17 protein-coding genes and 2 pseudogenes are annotated in these 21,036 nt (G+C 40.4%); 12 read left to right on the top strand and 7 right to left on the bottom strand.

Annotation, left to right across the window (positions count from 1 at the left end):
* Nucleotides 1-199 precede the first annotated feature (199 nt).
* The 11 genes from GVY04_20190 (at nt 200) to GVY04_20140 (ending at nt 12,372) form a co-directional block, all read left to right on the top strand.
* Complete coding sequence (locus GVY04_20190) at nt 200-1,612, top strand: hypothetical protein (protein NBD18364.1); 1,413 nt, start codon at nt 200-202, stop codon at nt 1,610-1,612.
* Nucleotides 1,596-2,588, top strand: coding sequence for a hypothetical protein (locus tag GVY04_20185; protein NBD18363.1), 993 nt, complete (start codon nt 1,596-1,598; stop codon nt 2,586-2,588). Before GVY04_20190 ends, GVY04_20185 begins: the two co-directional genes overlap by 17 nt.
* An 85-nt stretch (nt 2,589-2,673) precedes the next feature.
* Nucleotides 2,674-3,663, top strand: a complete 990-nt coding sequence (locus tag GVY04_20180; GenBank protein ID NBD18362.1) for a glycosyltransferase — start codon at nt 2,674-2,676, stop codon at nt 3,661-3,663.
* Nucleotides 3,664-3,809: 146 nt separating this feature from the next.
* On the top strand, nt 3,810-4,889 hold the full coding sequence (locus GVY04_20175; protein ID NBD18361.1) for a hypothetical protein: 1,080 nt from the start codon (nt 3,810-3,812) through the stop codon (nt 4,887-4,889).
* Nucleotides 4,890-4,981: 92 nt separating this feature from the next.
* Nucleotides 4,982-6,352: an oligosaccharide flippase family protein gene (locus tag GVY04_20170; GenBank protein ID NBD18360.1), complete on the top strand. Its 1,371-nt coding sequence runs from the start codon at nt 4,982-4,984 to the stop codon at nt 6,350-6,352.
* Between the two features lie 121 nt (nt 6,353-6,473).
* Nucleotides 6,474-7,418, top strand: a complete 945-nt coding sequence (locus GVY04_20165; protein NBD18359.1) for a sulfotransferase — start codon at nt 6,474-6,476, stop codon at nt 7,416-7,418.
* Nucleotides 7,419-7,456: 38 nt separating this feature from the next.
* Complete coding sequence (locus GVY04_20160; protein ID NBD18358.1) at nt 7,457-8,416, top strand: glycosyltransferase; 960 nt, start codon at nt 7,457-7,459, stop codon at nt 8,414-8,416.
* An 18-nt stretch (nt 8,417-8,434) separates the two neighbouring features.
* Nucleotides 8,435-9,694 carry a hypothetical protein gene (locus GVY04_20155; protein NBD18357.1) on the top strand — a complete coding sequence of 420 codons (1,260 nt, stop codon included), beginning with the start codon at nt 8,435-8,437 and terminating at the stop codon, nt 9,692-9,694.
* Between the two features lie 442 nt (nt 9,695-10,136).
* On the top strand, nt 10,137-11,054 hold the full coding sequence (locus GVY04_20150; GenBank protein NBD18356.1) for a hypothetical protein: 918 nt from the start codon (nt 10,137-10,139) through the stop codon (nt 11,052-11,054).
* A gap of 130 nt (nt 11,055-11,184) precedes the next feature.
* On the top strand, nt 11,185-11,373 hold the full coding sequence (locus GVY04_20145; protein ID NBD18355.1) for a hypothetical protein: 189 nt from the start codon (nt 11,185-11,187) through the stop codon (nt 11,371-11,373).
* A 225-nt stretch (nt 11,374-11,598) separates the two neighbouring features.
* A complete protein-coding gene (locus GVY04_20140; protein NBD18354.1) occupies nt 11,599-12,372 on the top strand; it encodes a hypothetical protein in 774 nt (257 codons plus the stop codon).
* 387 nt (nt 12,373-12,759) lie between these two features.
* Here GVY04_20140 and GVY04_20135 read toward each other — a convergent pair whose 3' ends face one another.
* From GVY04_20135 to GVY04_20125, 3 genes are all read right to left on the bottom strand, one after another.
* Complete coding sequence (locus GVY04_20135; GenBank protein ID NBD18353.1) at nt 12,760-16,545, bottom strand: hypothetical protein; 3,786 nt, start codon at nt 16,543-16,545, stop codon at nt 12,760-12,762.
* Nucleotides 16,546-16,847: 302 nt separating this feature from the next.
* A complete protein-coding gene (locus tag GVY04_20130; GenBank protein ID NBD18352.1) occupies nt 16,848-17,243 on the bottom strand; it encodes a transposase in 396 nt (131 codons plus the stop codon).
* Nucleotides 17,244-17,299: 56 nt separating this feature from the next.
* Nucleotides 17,300-17,668, bottom strand: a complete 369-nt coding sequence (locus GVY04_20125) for a transposase (GenBank protein NBD18351.1) — start codon at nt 17,666-17,668, stop codon at nt 17,300-17,302.
* Nucleotides 17,669-17,754: 86 nt separating this feature from the next.
* Between GVY04_20125 and GVY04_20120 the strand changes: the two are divergent.
* Nucleotides 17,755-17,943, top strand: a pseudogene (locus GVY04_20120) (peptide ABC transporter substrate-binding protein).
* A gap of 116 nt (nt 17,944-18,059) precedes the next feature.
* Here GVY04_20120 and GVY04_20115 read toward each other — a convergent pair.
* The 4 genes and pseudogenes from GVY04_20115 to GVY04_20100 all read right to left on the bottom strand — a co-directional run bounded on the left by GVY04_20115 (nt 18,060) and on the right by GVY04_20100 (nt 20,930).
* Nucleotides 18,060-18,635 (bottom strand): CPBP family intramembrane metalloprotease, encoded by a 576-nt coding sequence (locus GVY04_20115; protein ID NBD18350.1) that lies wholly within the window; start codon nt 18,633-18,635, stop codon nt 18,060-18,062.
* A gap of 12 nt (nt 18,636-18,647) precedes the next feature.
* A complete protein-coding gene (locus GVY04_20110; protein ID NBD18349.1) occupies nt 18,648-19,700 on the bottom strand; it encodes a DUF3326 domain-containing protein in 1,053 nt (350 codons plus the stop codon).
* A gap of 245 nt (nt 19,701-19,945) precedes the next feature.
* Nucleotides 19,946-20,035, bottom strand: a pseudogene (locus tag GVY04_20105) (DUF29 family protein).
* Nucleotides 20,036-20,150: 115 nt separating this feature from the next.
* Nucleotides 20,151-20,930, bottom strand: a complete 780-nt coding sequence (locus tag GVY04_20100; protein ID NBD18348.1) for a cyclic nucleotide-binding domain-containing protein — start codon at nt 20,928-20,930, stop codon at nt 20,151-20,153.
* Between the last annotated feature and the right edge of the window lie 106 nt (nt 20,931-21,036).

Below are 21,036 nucleotides of genomic sequence, written 5' to 3'. Positions count from 1 at the left end.
TAGTGATGACTCTGAGTTAGGAAACTTGAGCATCTCATAAAGCGGCTCCTCTTGCCAACCCTCTGTCTGACTGATACTCTTTGCACAATAAGCCTTGCAGGACTTTTCTGCACCACTAAGGGTAATTCTATTAATGTCGTTTAAATGCGTGACAGCTCATAGGCAGAGTCAAACTTAGAAATAGTTGGAGTTGCTACAGATGGATATGAAGCAAAATGATAACGAGAATTTTGACCTAGACGTCAAGCGATATCTAGCCGCCGTCAGGCGTCATTGGATAGCAGCTGCTATGGTCTTTGCTGTAGTTATGGGTGCTTCGTTGTTATTGGCACTTTGGGAAAAGCCGGTATACAGGGCTACCGCCCGACTTTTGTTTCAAGTCGATCGAGTTTCTCTTTTAACTGGATTAGGAGAAGGTGCGCAGGATCTTGAAACAGTAGTCTCAGACCAAAATCCTCTTGTGACTGAACGCGAAATTATCTCCTCTGACCCGCTTTTAAAAAAGGTCATCACCAGTTTGAATTTAGTGGATCGAGAGAAGAACCCATTGGATGCTCAAAGCTTAGCTGAGAACCTTGAAGTCAACATTATTAAAGGTACAGACATTATTGAGTTGACTTACGAGAGTCAAGATCCTAGAAGAGCTGCCGCAATTGCCAATGAGTTGGCTAAAGTTTATATCAAGTCAAACTTGGAGTCAGTTAAGGAAGAGGCTTTTAGAACTAGAGTTTTAATTGAACAACAGCTTTCACAAGCGATAAGGTTGGTTCGCGAAAATAAGAATGCATTAAGAGATTTTAAGCAGCAAAACAACATTGTCTCACTAGAGACACAGTCTGAAAACTTGCTTGCGCTCATCAAAACTATGGACGAGGAAATTTTAGTTACTCAAGCAAAACTTGAGGAAGCTAGGGCACGTTCAAATAATTTGGGGCTCAGACTTGAATTAACTCCCGAAGAAGCAATTATTGTAAGTGACTTGAGCCAATCCTCAGGCGTGCAAGCAGTATTAAAAGATCTTCAGGCTACTCGGCAGGAACTGGCAATTCAGCAAGAAGTTTTTGTAGACGGTAGCCCGGCTTTAGAAAAAGTTAGAGATCGAGAGAAGAAATTGAATCTTCTGCTAGAACAAGAGATTGATAAGATAGCTCCTGGTATTAATTCTCAAGTGCCTGAGAGATTTCTTCAGGTGGGAGAGCAAAAGCAGGCTCTAATTGCCGAACTACTGAGATCAGAAGTTCAAATTTCAACGTTAGTAGAAAGATTAGAAAATTTAAACAATCAACGTGATAGCTACAACGAACAAGTTGCCCTCATTCCTATCCTGGAGCAAAAGCAAGCGGAGTTATTAAGAAGGACTGAAGCAGCACAAGAAAACTATCAATCATTGCTGAAGCAGCAGCAGCAGCTAAGAATTGCCGAAGATCAGATTTTAGGAAACGTATCACTGCTTCAGGCAGCGGCAATACCAACTAGCTCCTCGTCTTCAATAAAGAAAAACTTGATGATCGGAGGTTTACTGGGAGCGCTTATGGCTACGACCATTATATTTATTTTTGAAAAAAGCGACGCAAAAAAATTGAATAGACTGGAAAATGACTTTAAATACTGAGCTCGGTGGACCCTTATTTATTATAGGGATGCAAAGATCGGGGACTAAGCTTCTTAGGACTCTTTTCGATGGGCATCCACAAATTCATATTCTTGACGCAGAGACGCATTTTTTACCATATTGGGTAAAAGTTTGGCATGAGTTCGATAATTTGTCAGATCCGAAGGCATTTTCAAAATTTTATCGACACATGCAGAAGAGTCCGTATTTCATTTACACAAAAAAACTTGACTCTATTCAGAGACGAGACCGGTGGTATTCAATGTGCAAGAATTTTACAATCCAGGGGGTTTATGAGGGATTAGTTCGCTGCGATACTGGTATCGATAATTCTACTAATTTAATTTGGGGAGATAAATCAACTTCTTATATCAACTATCTACCACTTCTTAAGGAACTTTTTCCACAAAGCAAATTTATTCACATTATTCGAGATGTGAGGGATTACGCTTTGTCGGTGTACAAAGCTTGGAAGAAAAACAAGCTCAGGGCTTCTCAACGATGGGTTGATAGTATTGAGAAAGCAAGGTCTGATTCCTTGGCATTTAAAGATGACTACTTTGAAATTAAGTATGAAGAACTTTTACAAGATCCTGAAAAGATCCTGGCTAAGTGTTGTCACTTTCTAGGTGTTGAATTTGACTCTTCAATGCTAACTTTATCCACGGTTCCTGAAAATATTGGCGAAGCTAAAGGTTATAAAGAAATCAAATTAGATAATAAAGGAAAGTATCTTACAAGTATGGATTCTGTAACTCTTGAGAAGATAGAATCTATTGCAGGAAGTACCTTGAGAAGCCTTAATTATCCAACCCATTTTCCTGAATCAAACAAAAAGCTTTCTAAGATGGAAATGAATTTTTACCGTGTTATTGATGGCTTAAACCTTATTAATCAGGAAGCTCATCGTACAAGTTTTTTGCATGCTATCAAAATCGAAATTGGGTCCTATTTGACTTCTAGAGTTCCAAAGTAAAGATTGGCCAGTGCTCAATCCTCAGAGGGCGTCTGAAAAGTAGAAAGGCCCTCAAAAACGCTACTCTATCAATCAGTAAATACACATGATAAAAGGTGAAGACTTGAAACTAAATCCCACTATTTCTGTAATTATCGCAGCTTACAATGCCGAGAAATATATTCTAAAAGCTATAGATTCCGTACTAAAGCAGACATTCGAAAATTTTGAACTAATTGTCGTCGATGACGTTTCAACTGATTCTACGGCGGCAATTGTAAAAAGTGTAATGGATCCAAGAGTCTGCTTAATTAAGCAATCAGAAAATGGAGGTGGCGCAGCAGCACGCAATCTAGCTATAGAACAAGCTAAGGGTAAGTGGATAGCTATACTTGACGCGGATGACTGGTTTGCTCCAGACAGGTTGGAAATCCTTCTTAAAGTCGGGACTCAATATGGAGCAGACATAGTTGCAGACAATCAGTGGTACGTAAACAGCGAAGATGTAGATGATAAGCCTTATAAAACCTGGTTTAATCCAAGTAAAGTAAGAGTTAAGTCTCCGAAGTTATTCGATGCTGCATATTTCATAAAGAACGATGTTATGGGTCAGGCCGGTCTGCATTTGGGTTACTCGAAACCTCTTTTCAAAAGAGAATTTCTAATTAGTGAAGGCATCCGTTACAGACCTGAACTGCGCAATTATGGGGAAGATTTTGGTATTATACTACAATGTTTGAGCCGCGGAGCGAAGTTCATTCTTTATCCGGAGCCGCTTTATTATTATTTAATCAGGCCTGATTCTGTAAGTAATAATTCTGGCGTATGGATAAAATATCTTGAGAACGTCTGTTTCGTCCTCGAGTCCACTCTCCAGGAAGAAGATATTAGAGATTCAGAGATAAAGTTTCTTTTACTTGCTAGTTTAGAAGCTCATCGCTCGAGGCTTCTATATCGAAAAACGGTAGATACCTTTAAAGCTATGGGTTTTCAAAAAGGGCTCCCACTCTTAGTGAAAAACTTTCGGCTAATCTTTTCTGTTAAATTTAGAAACTTTATGAGCAAGTTAGGCGTAACAACTTTACGAGGAGGTTGAGATTCCTGGTGATGATATCCACTTGCTTTTTCTCTACCCTCAAAGAAAGTCCAAATCGAACAAATTTCATCTTTAAAAATTATCATTACTCGCAACTCTGCTTTGTCTGCTTGAAAACTAGATTTGACTATTAATTTATAAGACTGATGAACACAAACCTAACTTCTAAATCGATTGAGTTTGATGAGCCTAAATTATATTCAAATAAGTCCCCCATCTTTATTGCGGGCATTATGACTCGAAGTGGAACAAATTTTTTATACAATTTGCTAGAGTTACATCCGCAATGCCAAGGCGTTAATTCAAAAGTTATGGCAGAAGACCATTTAATTGCTAACTCAAATCTTTTAGAGAGGTATGTAAAAAACGTTGGAAGCTACTGGTGTCTTCATGGTCACATGTATGAAAAGAATCCAGAAAGAGAACAAGAAAACTCGGTGTTACAAAAACGTCTTCGAGCATCTTTAGGAAAAGGTTTATTAGATTTTCTCAAGAGTCTTGAGCCTGATGGGGTAGACAAACCTTTGCTTACAAAAACACCTAATGTTAGAAACCTACCTTATTTTTTTGAGTTTTTTCCAACAGCCAGATTGATTATTCTTATTCGAGATGGTCGCGATGTCGTTGAGTCTAACGTTCGTTCTTTCGGTTCAAACTACGAATTTACGATGCAAAGATGGGTTGAAGCAGCCCAGACCATCATTGAATTCAATCGATACCACAAAAATTCTATCTTTAGCAATCAATATATAATTATTAAGTATGAAGATTTACTGAACGGCTTTGATTCGACGATGCAACATATCTTTAGCTTCTTAAAGCTAAACCCATCTAGCTATGACTTTGAGAAGTCAAAAAGCCTGCCTGTGTTTGGTTCTTCGGAAAATGTCACTAGCACTGAAATTCATCAATCTGGTTGGCAATCTTCTGGATGGAAAGTTGTAGAGAAGAAAAGCGATTTTAAACCCCAAGAGCGGTGGAGAAGCTGGCCAGAAAGCAGGAAGAAGCGATTTTCATGGGTTGCCTGGAATGAAATGAAGCTATTGGGGTATAGCGTTGATGGAATGGTTGATAACAATACTCCGTTTTCAACCTTCATGAACTATTCAAAAGACCTGCAGTGGAAAGCTATATTAAGTTCACTGAGTTTTATTGAGAATGTAGAGAAAATATTTTACTCAATTTTGCGAGTTAGAAAGCAGTTCAAAAATTTCAAGATGGAATAATTCATTATAATGTCTAGTTTCGACTCTATCTCGTCAAATATTTCGCTTGATATGGAAAATTAGAAGTAATCTTTGAAAACATTTTTTTAGACATGTTCAAGCGCATTCTTTCATGGACATTAGATAACTCAAATAAACAGAGTATATTAAAGCCACTATTAAAAGGGGCTAGCACAGTATTATTAATCCAGGTATTGGGAAGAGGAATAGGCTATTTCGATCAAATTCTACTAGCAAGGTGGATGGGTGTTGAAGAGTACGGTCTGTATGTATATGTAATTATTTGGGCTACTCTTGCAACTACACCAGTTCAGCTTGGGTTGAGGTCTTCCTTAGTTCGCTTTATTCCTGAATACAGGGCTAAAGGAGAAATGGGTCGTTTGCGAGGAGTTGTTTACAGCAGTTTGGGTTTGGTTATTACAGCAAGCACCGTACTATCCTTCTTGGCTTCAGCGATTGTTTATCTGATAAATACTCAAAGTGTTATTGCTAACTTCGAAGTAATTTTGCTGGGAATCTGGCTCATGCCGCTTGTGGCAACAATTCAGATAAACATGAGCATAATGCAGGGATTTCGCAACATGTCTGCCGCATTTGCGCCAATGATACTCACTAGGCCTATACTAATCCTTATAGGCGCTTCTTTTTTATACTTTATAGGCTCACCCCAGCAGACTCTGAGTTCCCTAAATATCCTATGGGTCAGCTTTTTTGCTCTTTGTTTTATTTTGGTAAGTCAGTTCTGGATAGTACACTCTATGCTGTCCTCCGTAGTACGGGGTACAGAGCCTGTTTATGACTTAAAAGGGCTGTTAAGAGTATCCTTCCCTTTGTTGCTAGCAGCATGCTTCAATAACCTGTTAGTTCAGTCAGACATTGTGATGCTTGGGGTTATAAGAGGTCCTGAAGAGGTTGGTTTGTACAACGTCGCCGTAAGAACAGCTGGCCTTATAGGCTTTCTTTTAACCGGTGTTACTGCTTCTTCAGCTCCTATAATTTCAAAAGCTTATGCAGAAGATAACACTGAGAAACTGCAAAAAATTATGCTTAGATCTGGCCAAGCTATTGTAGTGCCTTCTTTAATCATACTGTTGGGTGTAGTTCTTTTTTCAAAACCACTTCTAGAAAACTTCGGACCTGAATTTGTTGCGGTTCAGGGAGTTCTTATTATTTTAGCTTTCAGTATGTTTATCAAATCAACATCTGGGCCAGTAACTCAGCTTCTTGATATGACAGGGTATCAGGATGACAGTGCGAAAATAAGGGGGTTTACTGCAACGCTCAACCTTATATTAAACATTTTAGGCATATATACTCTAGGTTTTTTAGGAGCCGCTTTGGCTACATTTACCTCGCTAATTGTAAACAGAGCATTGACTGACTATGTTGCTGCTAAACGCCTCCACATGCAGACATCTTTATTATTCTTGTTGACCAGTAAAATTCTTCCTAGAAGGAGGTAAATCGTTTGCCAATCAAAAAATTACAAAACAGTGTGAACCAGTGTGAATTTGAAAGCCTAAAATGAGTATATATCGGCTTCATATTTTTTGTTATATAGCTTCTGTTAATAGGTATTGAAACATGTTAATGGCGAAAAAAGGTAAACTTCCTGATTTTTTATTTATCGGAGCCATGAAGGCTGCTACTACAACAATGAGCTTTCAGTTAGGAAAACAGCCAGGTATCTACATGGTTAGTAACCCGAAAGAGCTGTACTATTTCAGCTACGACAAAAATTTTGCAAAAGGTAGCGACTGGTATCGAAGTAAGTTTTCAGCAGCCAAGCCAAACGACTTGTGTGGTGAAGCGGCTACTACCTATACCCAGTTACCTCACTCCCCTCATGTTGTTGACCGGATGTATGAGCTAATCCCAAACGCAAAGCTGATTTATATCATGCGACATCCTGTAGATAGATTGGTTTCACATTTCCTTCACGAGTATCTCCTAAGAAACATAACAATTGATATTAACCAAGCAATACATGACTACCCTCAACTTATAGACTCTAGCTTGTACTCAATGCAGCTAAAGCCCTTTCTCACAAAGTATGGCCCCGAACAAATACTGCCGATGTTTTTTGAGCGGCTCCTTCAGTTTCCTCAAGATGAACTTGAGAGAGTGTGCCGCTTTATAGGCTACACGGGAAAACCTCAGTGGGACTTCAATACGGCTCCTAGAAATAAAACGAGTAGCCGCCCTATTATGTATCCTTGGATTAGGTTTATGAGGAAGACTCCCGTTCTTAATTCCCTCCGAAAATCTCTAACTCCAGAGTGGTTACAAGAAAAAATGAAAACCTTATTTGCCAGCAATCTCGAGAAACCGAAGATTAACCCGCAAAACTTAGACTATTTGCATCAAGTGTTCAATCAAGACCTCAACATTTTAGGCGATTGGTTTCAAACTGAATTAACATGCCACAACTTTAAGGCTGTCACATCTTCTAGTGCGCTGAAATGGATTAATGTGGGACAGGAGATGGGCGATGCTCCTTCTGTAGACTTCTTAAAAAGAACTAGCTAAGCAAATATATCTTTTCCCGTTGTAAAACATGTTTAATTATGACTAATACTCCTGATGTTAGTGTTGTTATTCCAACCTATAAACGACCCAAATTGGTTTTGAGAGCCATCAATAGTGCGCTATCCCAAACCCTAAAGTCCATCGAAGTAATCGTAGTAGTAGATGGTCCCGATCCTGAGGTTGCTAATATTTTGTCTACTGTAGAAGATCCCAGGTTTAAGTTTATTGTTTTGCCTCAAAATGTGAAGTTGGCTGGAGCAAGGAATGCTGGTGTCCAAGTAGCCCAGTCAACCTGGGTTGCCTTTTTAGATGACGACGATGAATGGATGCCTGAAAAGCTAGAAAAGCAGCTAAGCGTCGCTCGTAGCTCTAAGTATTCTTGTCCGATAGTTGTCAGCCGATACATTAATAAAACGCCATCAGCCGATTTTATCTGGCCCAGGCGATTGCCTTCAGGAAATGAACATCTAAGTGACTATCTATTTGTCCGTAACTCTTTGTTTCAAGGAGAGGGGGCTTTTTTGCCATCTACCTACTTTACCAAAAAAGAGTTTTTGGTAGAGTTTCCATTCGAAAATAACAAACACGAAGATTATGACTGGTTGCTCAGGGTCAACGCCTCTATACCAGGACTTGGAATAGAATATGTTCCGGAACCACTGGTACTTTGGCATTCCCATGAAGGAGTTGGAGAAAAGAGGCTTAGCCAATTACCGGATTGGAAATATTCATTGGAGTGGTTAAACTCCGCTAAAGATTTAATGACAAAGCAGGCATACTCGTCTTTTTTGATGACCCATGTAGCTTCTCCAGCTTCGGCTCAAAGGGACTGGTCAGCTTTCTGGTTTCTTTTGTCTGAAGCAGTTCGAAAAGGTAAGCCAAGACCATTAGACTTCCTTCTGTACTTAGCAATGTGGCTAATTACCAGAGATAGAAGAGAGAAGATCCGTGCTTTTTTTACGAAAGACAATCGAAATTTGAAGACCACCGTTGCTTAATTATTCTAAACTGGAGTCATGAAAAATTTTCCAAGTTTTAGCAGTCTGGAATATTTTTATACTGTGATCTGCTTATTTATCTATAGCGGAGCTTTACTTCGTTTAATTGCTAGTGGGGGTAAAGCCAGCCAAAACGTTCAAGTCCAAACCGATTCTGGTTTGATAGTAGCTGTCTTTATGGCTACTTACGTTGGATTTGGTTTACTTGTTGTTTTGAGGTGGAAGCAAGTATTAAATACTTTGCGAGATGACACTATTATTCTTCCAGTGTTAGGGATGGTATTTTTATCATATTTTTGGTCAGATTCACCCGCTTTAACTCTTAGGCGTGCCATCGCACTATTGGGAACTAGCATGTTTGGCATTTATTTAGCTTCTCGGTACACCATTCGCCAACAACTATCGTTATTGGCTTGGTCTAACTTTTTAATTATTGTGCTCAGTCTATTGTTCGTAATCGCTCTGCCAAGCTATGGTATTTCCCATGGTCTCCTTGACAGTGCATGGCGTGGAGTTTACGCTCATAAAAACGGGCTCGGTATCAATATGGTTATCAGCACTCTTGTATTTCTGCTGATGGCAGCAGGAATGGATAAGCATCGCCAACTTTTCTTGGTTGGTGCTTTGGTTTCAATGTTTTTACTAGTTATGGCCCAGTCGGGCACAGCATTAGCAAGTCTTGGGGTCATTTTAGCTGCCTTTCCTATTTATAGCCTTATTAAGATTCGTAGTATATTTAAACTTTTACCTATAAGCATCTTACTGCTTTTATGCACTTTTATTTTAGTTACGTTGGTGCACGATAACTTTGCTTTCTCAATGGAACTAATTGGTGAAACCCCAACTCTAACCAACAGAACTGATATTTGGGCAGTCACGATCGAAGCAATTAATAAACGCCCTATATTAGGATATGGTTACGAGGTCTTTTGGCGAGGAAGTGGAAGTGACTTAAATCTAATAGATGCTGCAGGTATGAGTGCGGGTCATGCTCACAATGGTCTTTTTCAGTCATGGCTTCACATTGGCTTTATAGGAGTTACTTTGCTTGTAATTGGTTTGTGGAAAAATATGCTTAGAGCAGTCTTTTATTTCAAGGAAGCCAAGTTGCCCGAAAGCTATTTACCTGCTGGATTTTTTACTCTAATAATTTTAATTAATGTGGCAGAGTCTAAGCTGATTGATTATAACGCATTAAGTTGGGTGTTATATTGTAGTTTGACTTTTTCTCTAGCTCTTGTATTTAGAAATTCAAGGAAAAATGAAATGATTAATTAGTAGAAATAGCAGCGAAAAAACTCAAATTTTCTCACGAAGATGCGATTTAAAATTATGAGAAAGTCTCTGAAATTTTGTGAAAATTTAGTTTTTATATCTTCTTACAAAATTTCCTTTGGTCACGGATAAACTGACTCCCCCTATCTAAGCAAGCATGTAAAATTCATTTCCTATTTTAATCACAGTAATGTATTCTTATAAAAGTGAAGAGAAAAACGATCTATAATTGGTTAACTCGATGGGAAGATTCAGATCAACAATTCAAGGGATTATATAAGCTGTTGTGCATTTAAATTGGGATAACAGAATTGCCTTTATTTTTCAGCTTTCGCTCCCATTGAATAATTAAACCTCCTTCATTTAGGAGTTGGTTTAATACCCTATTAAGTTCTTCGTAAAAATCCTTTTATTCTTGTTATTGTATTGTTCTGGATGTTTAATTATGCGACAAACTACTCTTTCAGAAGTCCCTTCTTTCATTTATGTGGGTGCTCAGCGTTCAGGATCGACTTGGCTATTCAAGAATCTATCTAGACATAAACAAATATATTTACCCCCTATGAAAGAATTACATTATTTTGATATTTTAGATAGAAGCCATAATCCCGACAAATATAAAATTAATAGAAACAAAAGGTTATATAAGTTTCGTACATTTGCCAGTTCTACCTGGCTGGGTATCAATGGACAGAGAAATCTTACTGAGGATCTAAAATTTTGGTGGAAATATTTTCAAATGGATGGAAGTATAGATTGGTACAAAAGCTTGTTTGAAGCTCCCTCTAAGTCAGGTAAAGAAACTGGCGACATTACTCCTGCATACTCAACTTTGACAGAACCATCTATTCAAAGGCTAAAGGAATTACAACCTAATCTCAAAATAATTTTTATTCTAAGAAATCCAATTGATCGTTCTTTTTCGCAAGTAGCTAGACGACTATTTTCTCAAAGGGGTACACAGATGTCTAATGTTTCCAATCAAGAGATACTTGATATCTTAAGCTCCGAAGATTGCTTGTCAAGATCCGATTACTTGACAATCCTTGAACGATACAACAAATACTTTTCTGATGAATATATCTTTATTGGTTTTTTTGAAGAAATTAAGATTTGTCCCCATGACCTACTATCTAGAATTTGTAAGTTCATTGGAGTACAGCCTCTAAGCGAAAGCGAGGTCACTAAGGAATCTCCTAATTCTCGATCTAGTTTACTTGGGAAAATACAGCCAGAGATTTTAAGATTCTTAGTTGATGTTCATGGACCTACAATTGAGGAGATGAGTATTCGCTTTGGAAGTTATGCCGAACAGTGGTATCGGGAACTGCTTGAGTATCGTTCCGTGCTGATGAATCGATAAAAATATTTCTCTGCATGTTTCATAACTCTTGATTTCTTTCAAGTGATTAGCAGGGATTTTTAAGACTCTGTTTTAGGTAAAGTATTCATATCACCTTTTACCTCTATATAATTAGTAGCACAAGAAGACTATGGCATTACCCAATTTGATCGGTTGTGGAGCTCCTAAGTCTGGATCTACAACACTTTATCATTATTTGTCTGAACACCCAGACATCCGGATATCTCCAGAAAAAGAACTCAATTTCTTTTCTCCTAGGTGCAAAAAAACATTCAATAGTACGAAGGAATATTTCAATCCTCAAAAGGTGAAAAAATAAAACGCAGGTTTTTATGCTAAAATCTCGAAAAATATTTTGAAGTATTTGGAAAGAATTCAATTCAGGTCTTCACTTGCTGTTATATTTAGAAGCTCAAAAACCGATTCAAATCTTGCAGTGCGGGAATAGAGAATAAAGCTTTTGAAGCTTACAAATTTTAATTAACACTAAAGATACGAAAAGAAAGTTAACGTTTTTTAGGCAAAAAATCAAACATTTCACTTTATGAATACACAGTCAAGAAATAAATTTTGCGTAATCACGACTCAAAGAAGTGGGTCAACTTGGTTTGTAAGTCTGCTTGGCAGCCATCCTCAAGTGCGTTGTTTCGGAGAAATGTTTCTGTATCGAGCTCCCGCGGTACGAGATGACCCTCATATGATTCGATATTTTGATTACTGTCAGAAAAATCCAGGGGTAAGACCATGGAGAACATTTAGCTACATCAACACTTTCTTCGATGAATATCCTGGGGACTACCCAACTATTGGCTTTAAAATTATGTACGATCAGATATTCAAGCAGATCGAAGTTTTGTACTCGCTAATTAAGAGCAACTATAAGATTATTCATCTAGTGCGAAACAATTATCTTGACACCCTAATCTCTAGGGAAAACATGGTTAACAATAAAATTGTCCATATAACTAAAGCTATTGAGACTAAAAAAGTTTACCTTGAACCTAATTCACTAGTTAAGAAACTTAAATTTATTGATTTAAACATAAAGTTTTTTAGGCTACTACTGTCAACTATTCCTAATGATAGTATTGAGATTTCCTACGAATCTTTATGTTCGAATAAAAATGACACTCTAGAGGAAGTTTTAAACTTCCTAAAAGTGTCACCTAAAGTCAGCACTTTAACAAGTGAAAAAGTGAAAATTTCTCTAGGTTCCTACGAAAATAAGATCGAAAATTATGATGAAGTTGTTGCAGTTTTGAGTAAATCTAGATTTTCTACCTTTATAAGCAATCCTCTTCAGCTTCAGAATAATTAAATTTGAACCTTTAGAGAGGAATTAAGGGAGTATCCGAGGGAGCGTTGGCGATGGTGACAATTAACTCTCTCAAATCATCCAAAATCCATTGTCCGATTTGGGCCGCCTTATGTCACTCTGGGATAATTTTACGAATTTGCGTAGTTTCAGCCTACGATAAATCAAGGTTTGAACCCACTTTGACAAAAGAGAGATAAGCAGCAATTGTCATCCAGTTATCAAGAGCGGTCGGCTTTGCCACTGGGCTTCGCCCAATCGCGTGCTTGAATTACAATATCTCTAATTTAATTAGTGCAAGGCCCATAAATTCTCGACTTCCACTGTTTTGTAGAGACTACCAAAAGTTGCATCGCCCCCTAATCTACTGGAGATCTTTTTGTCCAGAAATCACCTGAAAAAAACAGAAAAGTCATAGGAACCTAGGCTGTATATTCCAAGAAAGTCAGTTCGAAAAAGAGTGATAGATTCAGAAGAGTTGCGAATTAGCTTTCCCGTGGTGCCAGGCCAGTATAGTCCTCTTATGTCGATGTTATTTACATCCTTTAAAATTAGATAATCGGACTCGGGGTTACTTTTATTAGTGAACGCCGTTCCTATAAAAATATTACTCGAGTTTTCAATTAGAAAAGGAGTTGCCTCCGCTTCAATTTTGCTTCCCAGTATACGTATATTCTTACTGTTTTCAATTTTGACAAACGGATATTGAATCTCCGATCTTCCTTCATTTCCTCCTCCTCGTTCTGGGTTTAAGCCATAGATACTTAGCGGCTGAGAGGTACCCCTTATCAAAAGCCGTTGATGTCCTTTTTCAGGGTCAGTACCTTTTGAAATATTGTATTGATCGGTCCAGCTATACCATGACCCGCCACCAGAACCTGAGATTTGATAGATAGGACCAGCAAGTTCATGTCTGCCGGCATCTTGTTGTGCTTTGATTCTTCGGACTATGGAATCTTTACCAATACGCCATCTGAGCATACCAACCCGACTATCGTCAGCGGTATCGCCGGTAATATCCATGATTATTGCTTTTCCGTCAGGCGCATTAACAGTATCAATAATCCAGGTTCGTGCTGAAGGGTTCCAGTCTTCAGCGCGGACAATAAGGGCCGAACGGTATCCTGGAACGCCTTGAAAAATCGTGTTAGCCTTTAAAACTAGAGGCTGGCTGACATGATACTCTCCAGCTGGTAAATATACATGGTCAACTGTATCGATTGCTTTTTGCAAAGCCTTGGTGTCATCGATGCCATCATTTGGAGTAGCACCAAATTCTGTTGCTAGAACAGAGGTTTTATCCTCAAATGAAGGATTACGCTGCCATAAATTTTCTCGATAGAGCTCAAGGGAGGGCGCTTCTACATTATTGGCTATGTTTGAGGTCAAATTTAATGAGTTTTTCTGACCGTCAATAAGAGCAGAAGAAGGAACGCCCTCACCTATATCTGAAGGAGAAGATACGAATGACTTAACGTGATCCCAACCGATACCAGATAGTTCTGAAGAACCTGTGGTATTCGAAAAGGAAGTACCGTTTTCGATATAAACATTTGTCAAGGAAAAGGACTTTTCTTGATTATGATTAATTAATACTCCTGGTTCTTTGAACTGGACTATACCATCGGTAAGACCAATATATCCTGCTTGTGCAGATTTCCCCCTCACTTGAATGGCAGAACCTGTCTGGTCGCTAAAAAGAAACCCGGATATTTGTAAACCCCTATATACATTAGTCCAGATAGCATTTTTTTCCTGGCCAACAAGTTTCACACCGACTAAACTCGAACCCAGGCTAGTGTTTTTCAAATAGAAACCATATTGCCCTCCTACCACGGTAATGTTGCCTGATGCCGAACCTCGTCCGGGTATACCCGTAGCGCCTGCAAATCCATCCCGTGCAAAAATAGTAACATCTTCCAGAAATGACTCTTGAGCGGCATCAAAAGAAATGCCAACAGCCCCATTATTATTTTGTCCTAGGTCAATGTTTATGCCCCGAAATCCATGACCGAATAAACAGTTTACTTTACCATCCGGGTGAAATATCTTGACTACAGGTGTAGGATCCTTCTCATCATCAAATCCCGGCGCATTGTCCATCAACTGAATAGTTGGTCGCTCTCCTGACATACTGCCAATCATTACCGCAACACCGGTACCATCATGAAAGCCACACTTCTTAGGAAGTTGCTCTGCGTTGATTGTTTTTGAAACAAGATATGTTCCACTTGGAAAAAAGAGCGTTTTCTTATTGACAATAGCAAATTCTATGGCTTCCTGGATCCCAGCTGTAGAATCCGTCTTCCCTGTGGAGTCTACTCCCTTAAAATCAGTAACTGCGACCATCCCAATTTCGTCAACAACAGAGGCATTTATAAATGTTTCAGAATCACTAATGAGCACCTCGCCGCTGGGGGTAGTCCCCAACGCCAGACCGGATGAGGGATTGCTTAGGGTAAGGGTAGCGGTTTCGTCTCCTTCAATTTCGGTATCATTGTTGACATTGACAGTAAAAGACTCCTGAGTTTGACCATCAGCAATGGTCAGTTGCGTGGGAATGGTTCCGGTAAAGTCGCTTGGGGTGACTCCGCTACCGCTCAGACTCAGGTCCACGGTTTGGTCTCCCGAGACCGCTCCCGAAGCTGTGGCGGTGACAGTAATTTCGGTGCTGTCGGTTTCACTGCCGGTGCTGGGGCTAACGCTGAGGTTCACTTCTGGGGTCGGAGTCTCCTCATCGGTAAGCTCAATAATCTCAATTCCGTTGATAAGGGGATTTTGAATTACATCATGCAAGACGTCAATGTCGAGAATGCCATCGCTAACCTCGACGGTGTTGCTAATCATTCCGCCGACCAAATGACCAAACTGGTCGCTCAAGTCGATATCGTTAAGAGTATCCAGGACATTGCCCTCGATGGCGACATCAAACACCCTTTCCCCGGGATTGCTGGTGCCGCTCCAACCATTGCCCATGAACAGTCGCACTTCGTAGAAACCATCGGTAGCCACGGGAAATTCCCAGCTCATTTCTGGGGCGGCAGTCCCATCCCAGCGCTCCGTATTGAAGATCGCTGCTGGTGTGGTATCGGCAACGGTGGTTCCGGGCTCAACCGCAAAGCTCGCTGTCTTGTTACTACCCGCCTCGACTAGATACTGATTGTTGCTAGCTGCTGTATCGGCTGACCAGGCGAGATCGCCATCAAGGGCGGCAATCTCTGCTCCCCCTGCATTTACTCGGTAAAGCACGATTCCCGTATCCTGTACATCATCGGCATTTGCAGCTTGTTCAACAGAAATTACTTGTCCTTCTACATTAAGAGTTGCATGATCATCCTCCTGTTTGAGGGAATGAAGTTCAGCAGTCCCTAAATGCTGATTTTGCACCAAGGAAGCAAAAATTGCTCCTTCATCTCCAGGAGCATCTTTTTGACTTAATTTAGAATCTAAATAATGACCAATTTCTTCAAAAATAATGTCTGCAACTTGCTGAGGATTATCTAGATTTTGTTCCAGGAATTCTTGAGAGAGATAGATAGTATCATCTCCAAAAGCACCTCGTGCTTGCAAATTTCTAAAAGGCAAAACCCTAATATCAGGCAAAGTTTCAACATTATCGATATCCCTAAGTAATGTTCTTGTTTCATCGAGATGCCAACTACCGTTAGCAATTAGATCAATATCTTTAGAAAATTCTGAAGAATTAGCAAAATCTTTCAGCTTACTAGTGATGGTTGAAAGATAGTCAGGGTTCATTATGCTGAAGGAATCAGCTGCTTCAAGATCAAAGTTATCTATTTCTTCTGCTAGTTGATTAACCTTTGGAAATAGAAGGTCTGATTCTAGATTGATCTTGATCGGAATAAAATTTTCCCATTCTGCAACTGTACTGTCTTCAACCCTTGGCGTATTTCCTAATTCAACCGTTTCTTCCTGAAAAGATAAACCAATAACAGAATCTCCTGAATTTCTACTGTTATTCATGTTTATATTATTATTTCCCATGAAGATTTGATCGGCATTCTCACCGTTAAAATCCATTTTATTTCCTCTCAAAATTTCATTATTGAGATAGTAAATAAAAGCCTGGGAGAATACATCGCCAAGATTACTAAAAAGCTGGAAAAATAATAGAATTAATAATATTTTTTTGATCGGTGTTTGTACTAAATTCATAATTAGTTTTTGGTTTGTAATAATTGTTACTCACCTAAGCAAAGTTTCAGTGAAATATTGTAAAATTTAATCGAAATGAATCGATCAAAATAAATAACAATTAAAATTACAATAAATGGTAAGAATTTTCTTAGTGCTTTAAAAATCCTTACTAGATTCTAGTAAAAAGTATGTAGTTATTACTTCGTGCGGTAAATGCTTAACACCCCACAAAATCCTAGAAGCAGTATATGACAGGAAAGATGAAAGGCAATATCAAGTCGCTGAGATGTTAACTATTAGAGACTGTTCGTAAATTTAAATTAAGCAGCTTGAGAGATAGAAGAAGTTCGTTTTCTCTGATTGTCAGTTAAGCGACGCAGCATCAAACGAATCATAACGATATAAACAACCCCCTCATGATTTTCCGGCAACACCTCATCGTCTCGACACAAACGTCTTGCCTTCTCTAGCCAAGATAGAGTTCGTTCCAGTACCCATCGCCAGGGTGCCACGGTGAATCCTTCTCCCAGCTTCTTGGTCACTTCCAACACACAGTGATGAACTTGTTCAAGAGTAGCTCCTAGTGCGCCTTTTTCAGCTTGGTCAGCCCGAATTTTCTCAATGCGGGCAAAGGCTTCTAACACGGGTTCCAACACAACCACAGCCGCCTTGACATCAGCTACATTAGCCGCACTTACGAAGCAATTGAGTACCATTCCCAAAGTAGCCACGACCAGATGACGCTTGCGACTTTTGACTCGTTTATTTCCATCTATCCCTTGTTCATCCCCCTTGTTTCCACCGTTCTCACGGATTGACTATCGATAATGACCAGACTTGGTTCTTCCTCTCTCCCGGCTACCTTTGTCTCCAACAACTTCCCTAGATGAGCATTAATTTGTTCCCACAAGCCAGTTTTGACCCAACGGCGATAGTCGTCAGACCCCGTTGACCAAGAGGGGAAGTCATGGGGCATCGCCCGCCATTTCATGCCATGATCGGTCCAATAGAAGATAGCATTAAGGATTTCTTTGAGGTCAACGGTTTGAGGATGACCCACACCTTGATGGACTGGGATTAAGGGTTTGACTAACTCCCATTCATCATTACTTAAGTCGGACGGATAGGCTTGACGATTCATTAGCTCACCTCTAGGTCAAAATTTACAGTTCACGACTTGGAAGGTTCGCGATGCCCTTCTCGACGAGACGCACTCGCGTTCGGGGGCAGCGGGCGCGATCGCGCGATCCAGAACGACGGCGAGAAATTTTCGTAGAAATCCAAGAGATTCTTGCCCAGGATGTGCCTTATGTTCCCCTTTGGCAAACCATTGATTATGCCTTTGCCCAGAATGATATCCAAGGGGTAACCATTAACCCCAGTCAGAATTTTCCTTTTTGGACGATCGAAAAATAATTCCAAACTAAATCTCGGTGAGAGACTTTGTGTGAATAAAACGGAATTTCGGGAAAATTTTGCCCCTCAAAATGGCTGAAAACTTTACGGAGTATTCGATCCAATCATCTCTACCTTTATTTTTTCTCTAACTTCCAAACTAAGCTGGAAATAAAATTTGTCAAAATATGGGCAATAATCGGGATCAGTAAGTTCCCAGTAACGATCATAATCATCCCGAGCAAAAAACCAACGGCGGTTGCCCAAACCCCATAGGGCCATTGTTGAACCCCGCCCAAATGCAGGACACCGAATAACACACTCGAGATAATAACAGCAAGTACCCCCGAACCCAGGGCGGGAATCATAATGCCACGAAATAACAATTCTTCGCTTAAACCCGGTAATAGTCCTAACCAAAGCGTATCGGGAATGGCTAAGGGTTTAAGGACTAATTCTAAATAGTATTGCGCGCTGCGACGGTACGCCGGCCAAATTTTATAAATGATACTACTGGCTAAAATAATTAATCCGGCGCTTCCCAAACCAATTAAAACGGCTTTAAAACTGAAAATAACAGGAAACAAAGAGACTGATCCTAAAAACTGCCATGCTTTGGCAACGATCAGTAGTAAGATTGCAGTAATCCCCATAATCGTCAAGACTTGGGCACGGGTTAAGGGTTCAAATTCAAAATTGTTGGGATTAGTCACGATACTTTTTTGTTAATTCAGACGAAACAACGATGACACCGGCCGGCGCAACGCATCAGGGTTGATTCCACTACGCTGTGCCACTAATACCCCTAAAGCTTCTACATAGGATTGAACACGAATGGCTTTTATGCCAAGTGATTCCGGGGGAACTTCCATTGTAGTGTGGTTATCGTCTACAGCGATAATTGGCACTGATGATTGACTCAAACTTAAAATGGCACTCCCGCCAGCTGCATCGGCAGGAATCACCGCTGCATCCACTTCCTCTGCGATCAAATCGGAGGAGAGGTAGGGAGGATTAACCAATTGCGGGGCACGAGCTAAGCCCACTAAAACACAGGGGAGAAACGTATAGCCCAATTCTTCAGCAGCAGCACAAGGAGACACCTTAGAATCTGGGGGAAGTGGATTCAGGGCAGGGGCATGGGCACAGGGAACTTTAAATTCACGGACAATGAGGTGAGAAATAATGGCTTCTGCCCCCGCAAGGGCATCTACACCGTTGCCTTGGCGATAGTTAGCCAGTGCATCAGCTTCCATATCATCAGGAAAACGGGCAACAACAGCGATCGCGCTGACATTTCCCTTTTTGATTAAGGTTTCAGCAGCCCGGAGTAAGCTATCCGGATGGCCAATGGTTCCCCAACTTGCCCCGGAATGGGCAGTTCGCAATTGGACATGCAAAGGGGCATCGGTAACCACATAAGTCCCCACATTAACCCCAAGGGTGGTTTTGACGGCTTCTGCGGCTTGGAGATGACGCAATTGCAGATCCGGTTCGATGCTTTGGTCTAAGATCAAGCCGATGCGATTTTGATGAACCGGACGTAAGCCCCAACGCCCGGCAGAAAACTGATCTAAGGCATAGCCTTCTACATAGTAGAGATTTGGCAATGACCAATACAATTGTGCCCCATTGAGGACATTGGGATGGGTAATGACTCGGTCGCTAATTTGCGCGATCGCGCGAGTAACCGGCAACGCATCGCCGGCATAGCCGCCAATTGCGGCTCCAATCCCAGTGGGTACGATTAAAACAACGGTAAAAGGACGCTGTGCCACTATTGGTGCGTTACAATCGCTTCAATTGTAACTTTTTTCGCGCTAGCATCGACTTTGGTAATCGCCCAGCGCAGAGGTTTCCCCCGTTTGGCTAGTTCAGCTTCAATTTCTTGTTGTAAAGTGAACGGTTGTTCGGTAAGGTCCAGTTCGGCTTCAATAAAATGAGTGGTCATTATTTTTCTTTCTCGAAATGGGTGTCAATCTTTTTATTTTAATCCAGCTCACGCTGATACTTTTGAGAAGTTATCTACATCCAAGGCTTCAAATTGACCTTGTTGTAAAAAATCAGCTTGTTGTTGCAGCCATAAATCATAGTCGCGATCAATGTTGTACATTAGACAAATTACCTCATCAAGCAATACGTCAGTCAGTCTTTCTGTTTCATTTTTCCCATCAATCAGCATGACCTTCTTAAGTCCGTTCCAATAGTTGTCCTGATCGCTACTCTTCCTACTGTAAGGTTTGAAAAAAAAGAGCAGCGAGAAATCCCATCAAAGTTGAAAAGCCAATGATTGACCCTCCCTTAATATAGGCTTCTGGTAACATCGTTTCTACGACCACAGTCAGGACTGACCCCGCTGCAATTCCCTCCACGAAAAAAAAGGTAAAGGGCGATACGCTAGCAAAAAAAAGACTACCCAAAGCAGCTCCAACTCCTGTAAAGACAGTGAGAGAGCTCCACATACTAAAAACCCGTTGAAACGGAAACCCTTGTCGCATCATACCGACAGAACTGGAAAGTGCTTCTGGGTAATTCGATAGAAATAAGCCTGCGATAAGAGAGACACTGACCTGGGAATGCACTAAACTTGAACCAATCACCAGAGCTTCTGGAATGTCATCTAGCATTAAACCCAGCCAAATCGCCAAGGGGGCACTGCGATGTTGTTGAAGGGCATTTCTCATTTCGGCAGCCGAGGGAATGAGTTGACTTGTATCCATGATTTTGATCACTTTTCGCGTCCAGCGTGCGGCTTGATCAACATTAAAATCTTGTCGCTGCTGGAGGTAGTTCAAGACTTCGGCGTTTTGTAAAAAGTCCTTAACTGCATGTTCCAATGAAGGTGAAGTTTGTAAAAGTTCATTGAAATCCTGTTCCCGCAACACCCAAACCGTTGTATCAGCAATCGCGATCGCGGTCGCCGTATGGAAGGTTCCTGTTAAGAATGATAAACTGCCAAAGGCATCCCGTTCGCTCAAGGTTAACGGTTCTCGGTGACATCTTCCCATCGTTCATCCTACGGATAGAACGCGGGCTTCTCCATCTCGTTTCCGAGACTTCGCGTTTTTAAGTGAGGCGAGGCCCAACCCCACTTTCTTAATTAAAATTCCTGAG

This window comes from Cyanobacteria bacterium GSL.Bin1, from assembly GCA_009909085.1.
Taxonomy (GTDB): Bacteria; Cyanobacteriota; Cyanobacteriia; order Cyanobacteriales; family Rubidibacteraceae; genus Halothece.
This window is presented reverse-complemented; position numbering and strand designations above follow the sequence as displayed.

Coding starts and splice junctions, on each gene's coding strand:
- GVY04_20155 (NBD18357.1), top strand. CDS start 8,435: ATGAAAAATTTTCCAAGTTTTAGCAGTCTGGAATATTTTTATACTGTG.
- GVY04_20125 (NBD18351.1), bottom strand. CDS start 17,668: ATGAATCGTCAAGCCTATCCGTCCGACTTAAGTAATGATGAATGGGAG.
- GVY04_20180 (NBD18362.1), top strand. CDS start 2,674: ATGATAAAAGGTGAAGACTTGAAACTAAATCCCACTATTTCTGTAATT.
- GVY04_20165 (NBD18359.1), top strand. CDS start 6,474: ATGTTAATGGCGAAAAAAGGTAAACTTCCTGATTTTTTATTTATCGGA.
- GVY04_20145 (NBD18355.1), top strand. CDS start 11,185: ATGGCATTACCCAATTTGATCGGTTGTGGAGCTCCTAAGTCTGGATCT.
- GVY04_20140 (NBD18354.1), top strand. CDS start 11,599: ATGAATACACAGTCAAGAAATAAATTTTGCGTAATCACGACTCAAAGA.
- GVY04_20185 (NBD18363.1), top strand. CDS start 1,596: ATGACTTTAAATACTGAGCTCGGTGGACCCTTATTTATTATAGGGATG.
- GVY04_20100 (NBD18348.1), bottom strand. CDS start 20,930: ATGGGAAGATGTCACCGAGAACCGTTAACCTTGAGCGAACGGGATGCC.
- GVY04_20190 (NBD18364.1), top strand. CDS start 200: ATGGATATGAAGCAAAATGATAACGAGAATTTTGACCTAGACGTCAAG.
- GVY04_20170 (NBD18360.1), top strand. CDS start 4,982: ATGTTCAAGCGCATTCTTTCATGGACATTAGATAACTCAAATAAACAG.
- GVY04_20130 (NBD18352.1), bottom strand. CDS start 17,243: ATGGTACTCAATTGCTTCGTAAGTGCGGCTAATGTAGCTGATGTCAAG.
- GVY04_20150 (NBD18356.1), top strand. CDS start 10,137: ATGCGACAAACTACTCTTTCAGAAGTCCCTTCTTTCATTTATGTGGGT.
- GVY04_20135 (NBD18353.1), bottom strand. CDS start 16,545: ATGAATTTAGTACAAACACCGATCAAAAAAATATTATTAATTCTATTA.
- GVY04_20175 (NBD18361.1), top strand. CDS start 3,810: ATGAACACAAACCTAACTTCTAAATCGATTGAGTTTGATGAGCCTAAA.
- GVY04_20160 (NBD18358.1), top strand. CDS start 7,457: ATGACTAATACTCCTGATGTTAGTGTTGTTATTCCAACCTATAAACGA.